Source organism: Kordia algicida OT-1, from assembly GCF_000154725.1.
In the GTDB taxonomy this organism is placed as follows: Bacteria; Bacteroidota; Bacteroidia; order Flavobacteriales; family Flavobacteriaceae; genus Kordia; species Kordia algicida.
Map to the genome: position 1 here is coordinate 1,149,709 of NZ_DS544873.1, position 15,214 is coordinate 1,164,922.

General features: G+C 32.6%; 15 protein-coding genes. 11 read left to right on the plus strand and 4 right to left on the minus strand.

The genetic code is table 11. The features are described 5' to 3' along the window. Window positions 1-301: 301 nt before the first annotated feature. Window positions 302-1,249 (plus strand): phosphoribosylaminoimidazolesuccinocarboxamide synthase, encoded by a 948-nt coding sequence (locus KAOT1_RS04820; protein ID WP_007093595.1) that lies wholly within the window; start codon window positions 302-304, stop codon window positions 1,247-1,249. A gap of 393 nt (window positions 1,250-1,642) precedes the next feature. Here KAOT1_RS04820 and KAOT1_RS04825 read toward each other — a convergent pair whose 3' ends face one another. Continuing rightward, a complete protein-coding gene (locus KAOT1_RS04825) occupies window positions 1,643-4,261 on the minus strand; it encodes a zinc-dependent metalloprotease (protein ID WP_007093596.1) in 2,619 nt (872 codons plus the stop codon). A gap of 217 nt (window positions 4,262-4,478) precedes the next feature. Between KAOT1_RS04825 and KAOT1_RS04830 the strand changes: the two genes are divergently transcribed. Then, window positions 4,479-6,158 carry a helix-turn-helix domain-containing protein gene (locus KAOT1_RS04830; RefSeq protein WP_007093597.1) on the plus strand — a complete coding sequence of 560 codons (1,680 nt, stop codon included), beginning with the start codon at window positions 4,479-4,481 and terminating at the stop codon, window positions 6,156-6,158. Between the two features lie 96 nt (window positions 6,159-6,254). Then, window positions 6,255-6,440, plus strand: coding sequence for a hypothetical protein (locus tag KAOT1_RS04835; protein WP_007093598.1), 186 nt, complete (start codon window positions 6,255-6,257; stop codon window positions 6,438-6,440). A 91-nt stretch (window positions 6,441-6,531) separates the two neighbouring features. On the opposite strand, the gene KAOT1_RS04840 is transcribed toward KAOT1_RS04835, so the two are convergent. Both KAOT1_RS04840 and KAOT1_RS04845 read right to left on the minus strand, forming a co-directional pair. Beyond that, the gene (locus KAOT1_RS04840; RefSeq protein WP_007093599.1) at window positions 6,532-6,741 is read right to left on the minus strand and encodes a hypothetical protein; all 210 of its coding nucleotides are present in this window, start codon (window positions 6,739-6,741) and stop codon (window positions 6,532-6,534) included. A gap of 242 nt (window positions 6,742-6,983) precedes the next feature. Then, complete coding sequence (locus tag KAOT1_RS04845; RefSeq protein ID WP_007093600.1) at window positions 6,984-7,175, minus strand: hypothetical protein; 192 nt, start codon at window positions 7,173-7,175, stop codon at window positions 6,984-6,986. Window positions 7,176-7,398: 223 nt separating this feature from the next. On the opposite strand from KAOT1_RS04845, the gene KAOT1_RS04850 reads away from it, so the two are divergent. From KAOT1_RS04850 to KAOT1_RS22735, 4 genes are all read left to right on the plus strand, one after another. Then, window positions 7,399-8,790, plus strand: a complete 1,392-nt coding sequence (locus tag KAOT1_RS04850) for an MATE family efflux transporter (RefSeq protein ID WP_007093601.1) — start codon at window positions 7,399-7,401, stop codon at window positions 8,788-8,790. Then, window positions 8,777-9,004 carry a hypothetical protein gene (locus tag KAOT1_RS04855; protein ID WP_007093602.1) on the plus strand — a complete coding sequence of 76 codons (228 nt, stop codon included), beginning with the start codon at window positions 8,777-8,779 and terminating at the stop codon, window positions 9,002-9,004. The genes KAOT1_RS04850 and KAOT1_RS04855 overlap by 14 nt, the downstream gene beginning before the upstream one ends. 9 nt (window positions 9,005-9,013) lie before the next feature. Next, window positions 9,014-9,583, plus strand: coding sequence for a phosphatase PAP2 family protein (locus KAOT1_RS04860; protein ID WP_007093603.1), 570 nt, complete (start codon window positions 9,014-9,016; stop codon window positions 9,581-9,583). Window positions 9,584-9,682: 99 nt separating this feature from the next. Next, the gene (locus KAOT1_RS22735; RefSeq protein ID WP_157560046.1) at window positions 9,683-9,874 is read left to right on the plus strand and encodes a class I lanthipeptide; all 192 of its coding nucleotides are present in this window, start codon (window positions 9,683-9,685) and stop codon (window positions 9,872-9,874) included. Between the two features lie 52 nt (window positions 9,875-9,926). Here the strand turns inward: KAOT1_RS22735 and meaB are convergent, their stop codons facing one another. Continuing rightward, window positions 9,927-11,006 carry a methylmalonyl Co-A mutase-associated GTPase MeaB gene (gene meaB / locus KAOT1_RS04865; RefSeq protein ID WP_007093605.1) on the minus strand — a complete coding sequence of 360 codons (1,080 nt, stop codon included), beginning with the start codon at window positions 11,004-11,006 and terminating at the stop codon, window positions 9,927-9,929. 684 nt (window positions 11,007-11,690) lie between these two features. Here meaB and KAOT1_RS04870 point away from each other — a divergent pair. From KAOT1_RS04870 to KAOT1_RS04885, 4 genes are read left to right on the plus strand one after another with little or no spacing between them, the layout of a single operon-like run. After that, on the plus strand, window positions 11,691-12,242 hold the full coding sequence (locus KAOT1_RS04870; protein ID WP_040559332.1) for an RNA polymerase sigma factor: 552 nt from the start codon (window positions 11,691-11,693) through the stop codon (window positions 12,240-12,242). Continuing rightward, window positions 12,239-12,760 carry a hypothetical protein gene (locus KAOT1_RS04875; protein WP_007093607.1) on the plus strand — a complete coding sequence of 174 codons (522 nt, stop codon included), beginning with the start codon at window positions 12,239-12,241 and terminating at the stop codon, window positions 12,758-12,760. The genes KAOT1_RS04870 and KAOT1_RS04875 overlap by 4 nt, the downstream gene beginning before the upstream one ends. Then, window positions 12,741-13,907 (plus strand): hypothetical protein, encoded by a 1,167-nt coding sequence (locus KAOT1_RS04880; protein WP_007093608.1) that lies wholly within the window; start codon window positions 12,741-12,743, stop codon window positions 13,905-13,907. Before KAOT1_RS04875 ends, KAOT1_RS04880 begins: the two co-directional genes overlap by 20 nt. 58 nt (window positions 13,908-13,965) lie before the next feature. Further along, window positions 13,966-15,159, plus strand: a complete 1,194-nt coding sequence (locus KAOT1_RS04885; RefSeq protein ID WP_007093609.1) for a redoxin domain-containing protein — start codon at window positions 13,966-13,968, stop codon at window positions 15,157-15,159. The last annotated feature ends 55 nt before the right edge of the window (window positions 15,160-15,214 follow it).

Sequence of the window (15,214 nt, forward strand, 5' to 3'; positions counted from 1 at the left end):
CCATAGAAAACGAAAAACAAAAAAGTTATGAGTTGTGAGTTTTCAGTTATGAGTTGTGAGTTTTCAGTTATGAGTGAAAATTCGAACGAGCTAAAAAATTTGTGCCAATTGAAGTCACAAAGAGCGTCAAACAAAAATAATTCGTGAATTCGTGGTAAAATGTGTCTTAGTGAGAAGCAACAACGAATAACGAATAATGAATAATGAATAATGAAGTTAAAACGTTAACCAAGAATACTAAATTTTAAAAGAAAAAGTATTTTTAACCCAAAACCCAAAACCCAACAACAACACAACAACAATGAGTAACACAATTACGGCTACGAACTTTAATTTTCCGAATCAAACTGCAAAATACACAGGAAAAGTACGTGAAGTATATACAATTAATGATGATTTGCTGGTTATGATTGCCACAGATCGTTTATCGGCATTTGATGTAGTGATGCCCAAAGGAATTCCGTTTAAAGGACAAATTCTGAATCAGATTGCCACTAAAATGATGAAAGCAACTGAACATTTGGTGCCAAACTGGCTGATTGCGACACCAGATCCGAATGTTGCTATTGGTCATATGTGCAAACCTTTTAAAGTAGAAATGGTGATTCGTGGTTATCTTTCTGGTCATGCAGCACGCGAATACAAAGCAGGAAAACGTAGATTATGTGGTGTAGAAATGCCAGAAGGTATGATTGAAAATGATAAATTTCCTTCGCCAATCATTACGCCAGCAACCAAAGCAGAAATGGGCGAACACGATGAAGATATTTCTCGTGAGGAAATTTTAGCCAAAGGAATTGTTTCTGAAGAAGATTACGCTCAGTTAGAAAACTATACACGTTTGTTATTTGAAGAAGGCACAAAAATCGCCAAAGAGCGTGGTTTAATTTTGGTGGATACCAAATACGAATTCGGAAAAACAAAAGATGGAAAAATCGTTTTAATCGACGAAATTCACACACCAGATTCTTCTCGTTATTTCTACGCAGATACGTATGAAGAATTACAGAAAAAACAGGAACCACAGAAACAACTCTCAAAAGAATTTGTTCGTCAATGGCTTATCAATAATGACTTTCAAGGAAAGGAAGGACAAACTGTTCCTTTTATGAGTGACGAATATATCAATTCGGTTTCTGATCGTTATATAGAATTATATGAAAATATTACAGGAGAAACTTTTAAAAAAGCTGATGTTTCTAATATTTTGAATCGTATAGAGGAGAATGTAGTTTCTTTCCTAGAATAATAATTTCTGAATAAAAAAACAACTATTATACTGTTTTACAATTGTATAAGCGAACTCAAATGGGTTCGCTTTTTTTATGACTTTTAAAAATAACCAACGAATGGGTTGATGGAAATGCGTTGTATTTTGAAAATTAACTTTATTCTAAACACAAAAAAATCGGCATTTTGATGACATAAATGCCGATTTTTAATTTATAAAATATAGAATAATGAAGTTAAAATGTTAAATCAAGAATACTAAATTTTAAAAGAAAAAGTATTTTAACTCATAACTCATAACTCATAACTCATAACTCATAACTCATAACTCATAACTCATAACTCATAACTCATAACTCATAACTCATAACTCATAACTCACAACTCATAACTCACAACTCATAACTCACAACTACTTTATCTCTTTCATCGCGTTGTCAATCAAGGTTTTTAAGTGTGTTTTATGTGCTTTTGTAGCTAGATCACCCAAACCGTTTCCTGCAAATTTTCTGATGGTTTTCAAGTTATAAATTGCCATCGATTTCGCAATATTATTAAAACGTCCGTTAGATTTTCCTGTTAACATCTCGATTAACATGTTTGTATATTCAATCTGTAAATTTTGTCTAAAAGAATTCACAGAAGTGTTGATGTCTTTGTTAAAAATAGCTTTATTCAAGTCACTCATAAATTCCTGAATCTTATAGTCATTTCCGTACAATTCAGAATCAACCATACGCTGTAACGTACGATAATGCAAAATGTGACGTAATACATTGGTTTGGTTGTATAAAATATAGGAATGAATTTTTGGATCTTCTGGTCCGCTAAAAAAGTTAAAACCTCTACGTTGTCTCGCTAAGTGTGAAAAAATTTCCTGTGGAATACTTTTATGGGTGTCAGGAGAAAATATATAATCTTCCAAAGCTTTCATGGCTCTTTTCTGATCGGCATAACTTACTGGTGTAAATGGTTGTGTAGCACCAACTTGTCCGTGCATAGCTCTGTCAACATACACACCACCAATAAAACGAGATATTACATCGGAAGCTCTTATTTTTTGATAGTAAGTGTAATAAAAAGCGCTTCTCATTTGTTGATATGATTTATTATATGATGAAAATTTAGGTTTGATGTCTTTCATCATAGCATTTACAAGTTCAATTCTATTAATAGAATAGGTAATTTGATCGTTAGATAAATCACCTGTCATCACTCGTGGATCAATTGCTTTCCCTGGATTTCTCATATCATCAGCGTCATTACCAAAAACTAATGAAGGTTCGGTTGATCGTTTCAAAATATCATCTAATTCTTTGTATGTTTTTACAGGTTTGTATCCAAACTCAATTGCCCAGTAATCGTATGGACCAAGTGTAGGAGAGTAGTAATGTCCTTGATTTAAAGGATTATTTGTCACATTAATTGTTTCATAATCCATTACAGAACCCGCTAATGCTTTTCCTTGAATGAAATCTTTATCTGCAAGTTGTGCAGGAGAAAACAATTGACTTGATTTCATGTTATGATTCAATCCTAACGTATGTCCAACTTCATGCATCACTAAGCTTAATAAGCTTTCTCTTTTCATATTTTTCATAGCTTCAGGAGAAGCATCATGCAATTTTAAAGCCGTAGAACCAAACATATTATTCTCGCTCATTAAATTACCAAACGAACAATATTTCATATGATTTTGCAAAGCTAATTGGTCGTTTTCATCTTCAAAATATCCTCCTTTTTTAGCATTACCATTTGTGTAAACCTTATCTAAAAAAGTTAAGGCGCTTATCGAAGAATATTCTAACATGATGTCAGCACCTAGAATTTGACCAGTTTTAGGATTCACAAAACTTGGTCCGTATCCACTAAAAGCAGGATCAGGTGAAGAAGCCCAACGCAATACATTATAGCGAATATCTCCAGCATCCCATTCGGCATCATCAGGTTGTACTTTTACAATAATTGCGTTTTTAAAACCCGCTTTTTCGAAGGCTAAATTCCATTTTAAAACTCCTTCTTTTACAATTTCACGAACTTCTAAAGGCGTTGTGTTTTCAATCCACCAAGTAATTGGTTCAACAGGTTCAGAAATTGTAGCATTTGGGTCTTTTTTCTCTAAATGCCATCTGTGTACCAAATCACGATACGGTGTTGGAGAATCTGTTGTCATATCGTTGACTTGTGTCGTAAAATAACCAACTCTAGGGTCATCATATCGAGGTGTATATGTGTTTTTCGGAACTTCTATTAAACTATGATTCACTCTAATAGTTACGTTTCTTCCGTCAGTTACACCTTCTCCGCCACCATTAAAAGTAGACGTTTTTGAGTATACATAATCAATCACTAAATCCGTATTTTCAGGATAGTTTTTAATCTTATTAATTTTAGATTTCCCTTTATTTAAAGCACCAAGTGTAAATGCAAAAGGCGATTGTCCTGGGTATCTCGGATATTTGATTTGTGTGAATGTTTCTTTTAAAAATAAATCATCAGCTTTAATTAAATACAATCCTTTTTTATCGTCAGAAGCTTCAATTTTAATACTCGCCATCACACCTTCACTGATGTTCGCGTTGGCAGATTTGGCTAAAGGGCTTTTGGGATCAAAATAATAGGAATGGTCTTTAGAAACGAATTCAATTTTATTAAAATACTTCTTAACCGTAAAGATTTTAGCACCATTATAATATCCTCTAATTTGATTAGCATCACTAACTCCATCACTTATTTGGCTGAAATAGATAAAATCTTTTTCCAATTGATCTTTTGAAACCAACATGCGAATGCTTCCAGTAAGAGAGTCTTGATATATGGTAAAAAGACCTTCCATCTTTTTACTTTTCTTTGTCAAATCTTCAATAGATTTTTTACTACCTTTTTTCTTAGAAGTTACGTTTTCAGTAGTTTCTTTTTTGTCTTTCTTTCGTTTCTTTCGCTGTGCAGTAGCATCTGGAGAAGCTAAAAAGGCGAACAATAAAAACAATACCAAAATTAGTTTGTTTTTTGATTGCGGTTTCAATGTCATATCGGTTTTCTTTTTAGAGAGTCATAATCACCTCAAAAGGACTTTTAGAGTATAATTTATATCTTAAAGTGTAGTTTATAAGGGAATTATAATTACGTTTTATACACAAATTAAAACCTTTACAATGTGAATTTCAAACTTTAAGAAAAAAAGTAAGAAATATATATTGTCATAATGCTAAAAAAAGTATATTTCTTTTTGGATTTAATTTTTCTACATGAACCGATTATTGCTCATATTCATACTAAGTTTTTTACTTTATTCTTGCGCCAACACTTCACAGGAAAAGGATGCCAAAAACGATGTTGCTAAAATTTTAGAAGCAGCAGAGTTGGCAATTTTAAATCATCAAGGAATTGAAACAGATTCCATGATGCAATTGCGAATGGAATATTATCACAAGGCAAAAACCTTTAATGATTCCGTTCATATATATCGTTCACATTTTTATTTGGGAGAATTTTACCAAAGTAGAGGTATTTACAAAAACGCCATGAAGGAATATGAAAAAGCATTGCAACATATTTCTGATGATGCTGATAGTGCACGTTACATTCAAACAAAAGTTGCCATTGCGACGACCGAAATAGAATTGGGTAACAAATACAAAGCTGGAAGCATTCTGCTAGATGCTTATGAAGTCGCAACGCGTAACAAACGTACCATGCAACTAATAAACATTAACGGAAACATGGGAATTTTAAGCTTAGACTTAAAAAACTTCAAAGAAGCCAAAGCAAGTTTTAAAGAAGCCATAACTACCATCGAGCAAAAGGAACTCATTGAAAAAGATTCTATAAATTATGTAGAAAATTATATCAACTATCACATGTTTTTGGCGAAAGCCTACCAAGCAGAAAAATTGCTAGATTCTGCAATGCTATACATTGATAAAGGAATTATTATTGCCAATTATTTTAATGATATTGAAGGAAAAGCCTATCTATTTGAACTCAAAGGAAAAACGCATACAGCACAAAAAAGTTTCCCAGAAGCGTATGAGAACCTTACAAAATCGAAAAAGATTTTTGAAGACTTACACAATGAAAAACAAATTTCTAAAATCATATATTTATTGTCAGATTATCATTTTCAAAAAGGAGAAACAACCGAAGCTTTGGCATTATTAAATGATTTAGAAATACGCTATGAAGCCGATCAGTTGCTAGCAAGTGACTACCTGAATGTGTTACAGTTAAAAGCTACCATTTATAAAAACACAAAACAATTTGAAAAAGAATCTCGTTACAGGCAAAAGTCTAGTGATTTTAATGACAGCATTCTCGCCAACGGAAACAAACAAACCATTATACAAACGGCGACACAATACGAAATTGAAAAAATAAAAAATAAGTTTGAAGCACAACATCAAAAAGATGAAAAGCGATTCTATACGTTTTTAATGATCGCTTTAGCTGTTACAGGACTCTTTGGTTTTTTACTGTACAGACAATTCCACAAAAAGAAAACTGAAAAAGTTATAGCTGAAAAGCACGAAGTCCTTGCGGAGAAAAAAGAGAAAAAAGAACCACAGAATGCTATCAAAAGTGATAAAACAGTTGATGAAATTCTCCAAAAACTGAAAAACCTTGAAGCACAAGAATTTTACTTAAATCCAAAATACAATTTATACGCTACCGCCAAAAAAATAGAAACAAATACAACTTACTTATCAAGTCTTCTCAATACACATAAAAAAATGACTTTTACAGAATACTTAAACAATTTGCGTATTCAATATACGTTGGATAGATTAGAAAAAGATAAGAAATTTCGCATGTATACTATCAAAGCAATAGCCAAAGAAGTTGGTTACAAAAGTCACGGATCTTTTTCAAGAGCATTCAAAGCGAAAACAGGCGAGAATCCTTCTACATACCTCAAAAAAATACGTTAAATTAGGTTGTTCAATTTATAAAATAGCAAGACTTTTTATAAGATTCATAACGTTTAGTTGTGTATATTGAGTGAAACTAATAAATACACTTATCATATGAAGACCCAAAGAAAAATTTTAGCCCTCAAAAAAATACAAGTAGCAAAAATTAACTCTTTCCTCATTATCGGAAAAGGAAATCAAACTGGTGTTGATTGTCTAGCCGAAGAATCACGAACACCAAAAGAAGGAAAAACACAATCTACCTCAAATGATTTAGATCATTGTCCAACAGGATCGTGATTTTAAAAAAAATAATATAGCAAAAAGGCTTCTTATCATATGAAAAGAAGCCTTTTTTAATACTTGGTAAATAAAACTCTAATTAGAATGTTTATGATGTTTGGCTGTCTTCACAAGTGTAAACTTGTGGACAAGCTATTTGAGATTGACAGTAAAACGGACCAGTTACACGTCCTGCGCAATCGCATCCGCATTTAGACAAATCACCACCAAAACTCCAACCTGCACCACCATTAATGGTACTTTGGTTTGCTTTTGAAATTACTTTAGCTCCTTTAATGTTTAAAATGTTTTTTTTCATGATATTAATTTTAGTAATTATCCTTACTCTATTTCAGGTTTTTCAGGGAACACCTTTGTATGTTGTAAATACGATACATTTTATAGTAAGAGAAGAAAGATAGTTTTAACAATTTGCGAATATCTAATTATCAAAAAGGCTCCAGATGTATATCGTGAAGCCTTCTCTTTCCCTTAAATATGTCAGTCAAAAGAATGACCATATTTTACTTAATAAAATGCTTTTAAAAAAAAAGGTTTGAATTAAATATCGCTACCACATGTGTATACTTGCGGACAAGCCATAAACCATGGGCAATATTTAGGACCCGTTACGCGTCCTGCGCAATCACATCCACATTTAGATAAATCATATCCAGCTCCACCATTAATTTGGCTTTGTTGCTCTTTTGAAATCGCAGCAACACCTTTAATGTTTAAAATGTTTTTTTTCATAATGATAAGTTTTTTACAGTTAATAATTGTGATATAAATAATATAAGCCGCTCACAATTTTCCAACATAAAATTAAGTTGACTCACAGCCAAAAAAAAACACTTGTCTTTCTATTTTAAAAAACTAATCTGTTCAATTTATAAAACAGCAAGGGTAAATTCACTAAAAACAATAGTCGTAAAACTTAGAAGTATTCTATATTTGCCACGTTAAATACAAATCAGTGCTCTTACAGAACTACACCAAGGAATTTGCGTATAATTTTAAACTTGCTTCGCCGATCATTTTAGGAATGTTGGGACATACTTTTGTGAGTTTTGTTGACAATGCCATGGTGGGACAATTAGGAACGGCAGAACTTGCCGCCGTTTCTTTGGGAAATAGTTTTTTGTTCATAGCCATGTCTCTTGGAATCGGATTCTCTACAGCAATTACCACTTTGGTCGCAGAAGCTGATGCCGAAGGAAACAAAGCAAAAGTAAAAAGCGCGTTGAAACACGGTTTAATTCTCTGTACGATTATCGGAATCGCGGTATTTTTGGGTGTCATGCTTGCAAAACCATTAATGTATAAAATGGATCAGCCAGATGAAGTTGTCGAACTTGCCATGCCATATTTAAACTTGGTAGCAGCTTCGTTGATTCCATTGATAATGTTTCAAGCGTTTAAGCAATTTGCTGACGGATTATCACAAACAAAATACGCCATGTGGGCAACATTATTGGCAAATGTGGTAAACATTACCATCAATTATTTCTTAATTTTCGGTATATGGATTTTTCCAAAATGGGGAATCATTGGTGCAGCTATTGGAACGTTAGCATCGCGAATTGTCATGTTAGCTTTTTTATGGTTATTACTACGATACAAGAAAAAATTCAAGCAATACGTTACCAACTTTAATTTTAAGAAAATACAGAAATCGGTCTTTAAAAAAATCATTTCGCTTGGATTTCCGTCATCGTTACAAATGTTGTTTGAAGTAGCCATTTTTACGGCGGCTATTTGGTTATCTGGTATTTTAGGAAAGAACTCTCAAGCGGCAAATCAAATTGCGTTAAACCTATCGTCAATGACGTTTATGGTGGCGATGGGACTAAGTGTTGCGGCAACAATCAGAGTAGGAAATCAGAAAGGTTTGAAACGTTTCTCAGAATTGCGCCGTATTGCATTGTCACTATTTCTTTTAGTATTTATAATAGATGTGTTTTTTGCGATTATGTTTATGTTATTGAATAGTTGGTTTCCAACATTATACGTCAACGAAACTGATCTTGTCAACTTCGTAGACAATCAAGAAGTAATTATGATTGCAGCAGAACTTTTATTAGTTTCTGCATTTTTCCAAATTTCCGATGGCATACAAGTCGTTGGTTTAGGCGTTTTACGAGGTTTACAAGACGTGAAAATTCCAACAATCATTACCTTTTTTGCTTATTGGATTGTTGGTTTTCCCATCTCGTTCTATCTCGGTTTATATACAACATACAAAAGCGCAGGCATCTGGATTGGTTTACTCGCAGGGTTGACGACTTCTGCAATATTATTGTATATTAGATTCAATTATTTATCAAAAAAACTTATTAATAAGCAAACAGTTCATGGAGTTTCCTAAATTTTTACTAGGCGATAATACCGATTATCCTAATGCGATTTTTATCGTACATACCGAATTCCCAAGATTCATCATCAATCTAGAAAATGATGAAGTAGAATGGTTGGAAGAATTTGACAAAGAAGATGAAAAAGAACTTTCTTCCGAAGCTGAAAACTTATTTCAAGCAGCAAACGATTTTTACGATCGTGAGTTGGCTCGTTACGAAGATTAATCCTTTCTTATGATCGATCAATTAGTAAACTACGACAAAGAATTATTTTTATTCTTAAACGGACTCGGAACAGAAACTTGGGATGGCTTTTGGATGTTTATCACCAATAAATATTACGCCATTCCGTTGTATGCTTTCTTGTTGATTCTCATCTTAAAAACACACAAAAAGAAAGAAATATTCTTCACGTTAGTATTGGTGGCGCTATTAATTACAATTACCGATCAAACGGCAAATCTGTTCAAAAAAACACTCTTTTTACGTCCAAGACCTTGTCATACTGCCGATTTGATAGCGCACATGCGTTTGGTAAAATCGTATTGTGGAGGACAATTTGGCTACTTTTCTGGTCATGCTTCAAACGCAATGGCTTTGGCAACATTTATAGGTTTGGTTTTACAAAAACATTACAAATACCTCATTTTTATACTACTATTTTGGGCAGCATTAGTTGGCTATAGCCGAATTTACATAGGAGTTCATTTTCCAGGTGATGTCTTCACAGGAATGATTGTCGGCGGCATCTATGGAGGAATAATTTTTAAACTGCGACAATTTTTGATTCGGAAATATGCGTAGTTTTACAGAAAATAAAATGTTAAGTATTTGATAAAGAGGAACCAACTGTTTAACATTTTACTAACTTTAGGGTATAACCATTAAATTAAAATGTATACCATGAAAAAAAGAAAGCTGAAATCATTAGCATTAAACAAAAAATCAATCTCAAACTTACATGAAAATCAACTAAAAGGAGGAAATGACACTTTATATGGTTGCCATTGGACAGAAAACTCGTGGTGCGACTGTCCGACTGAAAGAGATTGCACAGACACAGAATGCCATACTGTTTGGGATTGTGAATTGTAAAAAGTAAAAAATTATATGAATTGAGCGAACTTCGGTTCGCTTTTTTTTATGCCTATAACAATTTCAACAACTGTTGCGCTGCATTAAACGGAGAAATCGTACTATTTTCGGTAGCGTTTAAATAAGAGTCAAGTTGTTTTTTTACATCAGGATTATTGTAAAAGTTATGTTTCAAGCGTTCTTCAATGGTTTGTAATAACCAAAAACGGTTTTGTTCTTTTCTATGTGTTTCAAAATAATTATTTGCTTTGGTACTTTCGCGGAAAGCTTCAATCATTTGCCAAACATCATCAATTCCTTTTTGTTTCAATGCAGAAGCTGTCACCACTTTAGGAAGCCATTCAGAAGCTTTTTGAGGATATAAATGCAATGCGCGCTTAAATTCAGTTCGTGCCATTTGCGCACGTTTTACGTTGTCACCATCAGCTTTATTAATCACAATAGCATCTGCCATTTCAATAATTCCGCGTTTAATTCCTTGCAATTCGTCTCCAGCGCCAGCTAATTTCAATAATAAAAAGAAATCGACCATACTATGTACCGCGGTTTCACTTTGTCCAACACCAACGGTTTCAATCACAATGGTATCAAAACCACAGGCTTCACATAAAATAATCGTTTCGCGCGTTTTTCGTGCTACGCCACCAAGCGAATCTCCAGAAGCAGACGGACGAATAAATGCATTTTCGTCTTTTACCAAATCTTCCATTCGGGTTTTATCGCCTAAAATACTTCCGCTAGAAATAGAACTACTCGGATCAACAGCTAATACGGCAACTTTTTTGCCCAAACCTGTCAAATATTTTCCAAATGCTTCAATAAACGTACTTTTTCCAACACCTGGAACGCCTGTAATTCCTATTCGAATAGACTTGTTGGCATGTGGCAAACACTGTTCAATAATTTCAGTTGCTTTTGCCAAATGTGTAGTGTTTTTACTTTCCACCAAAGTGATAGCACGACTTAGCGCGACTTTATCCTGATTCAGAATTCCTTGAACCAATTCGTCCACAGAAGGTTGTTTTCTTCTATTCTTTTTGATAGAAGCTACTGATGATTTGCTGATAAAATTGGGTTGTGAAACACCATCTTTTTCATGTAAGGCAGATCTATGTGTTGGTTTTGAACTCAAGTTTTTTGTGCTATTTGATAGATTTAAACGAAATTACGTTTTATAATGCTAAATGTTAAATGTAAAATGCTAAATTTTAAATGTAAGAGTCTTTCAGGACGTCACATTAGCTTTTGGGTATTAGGTATTAGTCAAGTTCTAAGAAGAATTGGAAATTCAAATTGAAATACGAACATGTTTTGAGCGACATTAATACTTAAATTTTAATGTGGCAATTTGAAAATGTATCAATTAATTTCGAATAACACTCAAATTCATTTTAGAATGCATTTAGCTTTTTATAATAAATCAAATAATAATCTCAGAAACAACCTTAAATCATTGAATTTTTAAATCTTTTAATTGAGCGAAGCGAAAAAATTGCAGGTATTGGCTTTTGGGTATTAGGTATTAGTCAAGTTCTAAGAAGAATTAGAAATTCAAATTGAAATACGAACATGTTTTGAGCGACAGTGATGCTTGAATTCTAATGTGACAATTTGAAAATTTGAAAATGTATTAATTACTTTCAAACAACACTCAAATTCATTTTAGAATGCATTTAGCTTTTTATAATAAATCAAATAATAATCTCAGAAACAACCTTAAATCATTGAATTTTTAAATCTTTTAATTGAGCGAAGCGAAAAAAATGAAACGCTTCAAAAATAATGTCGTCTTTACTATAGAACACAAACCAAACGAATGAGCCAACAGCATTTAGGAATCTTAAAAAAATGTATGCAGGGAAATCGGAAAGCACAAATAAAGCTTTATGATTTATATGCTGACGCGATGTATTGTATTGCCTGTCGTTATATTTCGAATCGGGAAGACGCAAAAGATGTGATGCAAGAAGCATTTCTAAAGGCATTTATACGATTGCAACAATACAAAGGAGAAGTCGCTTTTGGTGCTTGGTTGAAGCGAATTATTATCAATCAATGTATGGATACGCTTAAAAAACGATCGTTGTTATATGAAGAAATGAATGATGAAATATTGACAATTATTGAAGATGATGCTTCTTGGGAAATAAAAGTAGAAGTTACCAAACAAGAAATTCTTCAAGCTATAGAAAACTTGCCAATTAAATATAAATATGTTGTGAAATTGTATTTGATAGAAGGTTACGATCATCAAGAAATCTCAGAAATATTGAGCATTCCTGTACGGACATCACGCACACAATTGATGCGCGGAAAAACAAAATTAAAAAACAACTTAAATGATTTTTTAAAACATAAAATATCATGAAGAATATAAAAGATATACTTAACGAAAAAGATGTTACTGCGGAAACGCCAAAGTTACCAAAAGGACATCGTGCTGAATTTTTAGAAAAATTAGCAACAACTGAAGGAATTCCTGCTCCCAAAAGCAAATTCTATTATTGGAAAAACATTGCTGCAGCATGTGTTTTATTCATAGGAATTGGCGCTTTTATATACACAAATTACGGTAAAGAAGAAATACAAGAATCGTCACTGTTTACCGAAATGAAATCTATTGAAGATCAGTATTTGCAAAGCATTGCTGACGAATGGAAATCATTTGAACTTACGGCAAACGATACACATTTGGTCAAAAAGTACAAAGAACGCTTGGAAAACTTAGACGCGTCTTATCAAGAATTAAAACAAGAGTTTTTAGTACAAAAAAACAGTTTGACTACACTTGAAAAAATGATTAAAAACTTGCAAATGCGTTTGTCACTTTTGCAAGAAATTCAACAACATTTAAAGCGATTACAAGATGAACAAAACAATATATAACTTTCTCGTACTGCTTTTTATCAGTTCTTTTGGATTGATAGCGCAGACACAAAAAAAGTATCAAAAAAGCTTTTCGGTTGATGAAAAAACGAAGTTAAGTTTTGATACACAAAATATTGACGTGACTTTCAAAACTTGGGATAAAGATGAAGTAAAAATCGATTTCGTAGTCAATTTTAAAAACTATTCACAAGATGAAATCGAAGAAATTTACAAAGGAATTAAAATTTCTACAGATATGCAGTCCAACATGAATGGCGAAAACTTTTTATACATACGGAATGCTTCGGCAACATCTATTGGACATCTTTCCTACCGTTTGCGTGGAAATAGTCATTTGGTTATCAAAGATATAGGTGGAAAATCAGAAAAGGAAAATCAGTATAAAACGGTTGCGGCCATTAACAACGAAATCTCTCAAAAAAACCTTGCAATTCAAGAAATGTCAGGACATATCGTTTCTGGAAAAGATAAAATTCCGTTGAAAGATATTGATAAAACAACGCATAAAAATGTACAAACAATTCGTTCTAGTTATGAAGTATACGTTCCTAAATACATGATGTTTCGCTTTTCATCCACAAATGCAAATGTGTATTTTAAAAGTACGTTTACCAATCAAATTGAAGCAGCTTTTAACGAAGGAACACTAGAAGCTTTTGAGCTGATAAACGATAAAAATAATTTTACGTTTATGAATGGAAGTGTAAAAATCAAAAAGATTGTTGGCGGTCAATACGCATTTAGAAACGTAACCAACGGTTTAATTGGTCAACTTGAAAATGTATTTCTACTCACGGAATTTTCAAAATTTAGCATAGGAGAAATCACGAAAAACACTGAATTTAAAGACTTTAAAAGTAATTTTCTGATTCATAATTTGGCGGATAACTTTAAGTCGATTCAGATGAATTGTGAATATTCTGATATTAAAATGTATATCGACAAGTCACAACAATATTATATGGAAGCTGTAGGAAATAATGCAGTTTTGAATGATGATGGAACAAAAATCATCATGCAACCAAATAAAGATGGACAAAAATTTAAAATGTTTACAAGAGGAAAAAACAATCCTGAAACTCGAAAAAACATGTTTAAACTTGATTTAATTCACGGTTTTGTCACCTTATTATACAATAAATAACACGCTCATTTTTAAGTTCGCATTTCTGCGGAATACACTCTAAACAAATCAATTATACATGAAAAAAATAGGAATACTGTTGATGCTTCTCGCATTGACAAGCACAACGTATGCACAAACGAAACTGAATATTGGCGATAAAGTTCCAGCGATAGAATTCTCTAATTTGTTAAATTCAGAAACGACAAATACTTCACTAACAGCTTTAAAAGGAAAAATAGTCATTCTAGATTTTTGGGCGACTTGGTGTGGACCATGCATTCCTGCAATGAAAAACTTAATCAAATTGCAAGAAGAATTTCCAAATGACATTCAAGTCATCGGAATAGCAGAAGACAAACCTGAGCGTTTGCAACGTTTTATAGACAATTTGCCTTCTAAAGTTTGGTTCGGATTGCAAACAGAAACGCTAGAAAAGTACTTTCCGTACAGAATATTATCGCATGCAATAATCATTAATAAAGAAGGCAAAATTGTTGCGATTACTTCCACAGATAATATTAGCAAAGAAGTGATTCAAAACATAAAAAATGGTAAAAAAATCTCGCTTCCATTCAAAGAAGAAAACATCACTTTTGATTATGAAGCCGATCCTTTTCCTGTGAAAAATCCGAATGCAGAACGTGTATTGTTAAAAGGTGGAATTTCGGGTGTTTCCTCATATTCGCGTGGCTATTTGAATGATAAAACTTTTAACGGAAGACGTTTGACGATTATCAATCAAACCATTCCAAGTATGTATCGAAATTTATATCAAAAAAGTTATAACAGAACAGTTTTGGAGATTGACAAAGCTGCTTACAGTTACAAAGATCCAAAAAATAAATATTGTTTAGATATAATTAGCAAAAAAGCTGATGGAAGTATGTATGCATTGGGAATTGCAAAATTAAAAGAAACATTTTCAGTAAAAACAAAACTTGAAAGACGAACAATTCCTGTATATGTATTAAGTGTAATTGATAGAACAAAACTTAAAAAGCTAAAATCGACCACAAAAAAACGAACGTTAGAATTTAGAGGTTACGAATTTCATGCAAAAAAGATTCGCATGACAGATTTTACAAATTACATAGAAAACGAAACGCCAGTTCCTGTAATTGATGAAACCAATTATTTGGAATTTATAGACATTGATTTTGTATTCGATCCGCAAAAAAAAGGTTCTTTTAAAGAAGAATTGGCAAAAATTGGCTTAAAACTTAGCAAAGCTGAACGCGAAGTAGAATTGTTGGTAATTTATGAGGAATAAGTTTTGCAGCTCAACTCCGCTAGATGTAACAGTTTTAGTTTGCTTCATTTCGACT

Coding starts and splice junctions, on each gene's coding strand:
- KAOT1_RS04880 (WP_007093608.1), top strand. CDS start 12,741: ATGAACAAAACAATATATAACTTTCTCGTACTGCTTTTTATCAGTTCT.
- KAOT1_RS04845 (WP_007093600.1), bottom strand. CDS start 7,175: ATGAAAAAAAACATTTTAAACATTAAAGGTGTTGCTGCGATTTCAAAA.
- KAOT1_RS04830 (WP_007093597.1), top strand. CDS start 4,479: ATGAACCGATTATTGCTCATATTCATACTAAGTTTTTTACTTTATTCT.
- KAOT1_RS04885 (WP_007093609.1), top strand. CDS start 13,966: ATGAAAAAAATAGGAATACTGTTGATGCTTCTCGCATTGACAAGCACA.
- KAOT1_RS04855 (WP_007093602.1), top strand. CDS start 8,777: ATGGAGTTTCCTAAATTTTTACTAGGCGATAATACCGATTATCCTAAT.
- KAOT1_RS04825 (WP_007093596.1), bottom strand. CDS start 4,261: ATGACATTGAAACCGCAATCAAAAAACAAACTAATTTTGGTATTGTTT.
- KAOT1_RS22735 (WP_157560046.1), top strand. CDS start 9,683: ATGAAAAAAAGAAAGCTGAAATCATTAGCATTAAACAAAAAATCAATC.
- KAOT1_RS04820 (WP_007093595.1), top strand. CDS start 302: ATGAGTAACACAATTACGGCTACGAACTTTAATTTTCCGAATCAAACT.
- KAOT1_RS04840 (WP_007093599.1), bottom strand. CDS start 6,741: ATGAAAAAAAACATTTTAAACATTAAAGGAGCTAAAGTAATTTCAAAA.
- KAOT1_RS04860 (WP_007093603.1), top strand. CDS start 9,014: ATGATCGATCAATTAGTAAACTACGACAAAGAATTATTTTTATTCTTA.
- KAOT1_RS04835 (WP_007093598.1), top strand. CDS start 6,255: ATGAAGACCCAAAGAAAAATTTTAGCCCTCAAAAAAATACAAGTAGCA.
- KAOT1_RS04875 (WP_007093607.1), top strand. CDS start 12,239: ATGAAGAATATAAAAGATATACTTAACGAAAAAGATGTTACTGCGGAA.
- KAOT1_RS04870 (WP_040559332.1), top strand. CDS start 11,691: ATGAGCCAACAGCATTTAGGAATCTTAAAAAAATGTATGCAGGGAAAT.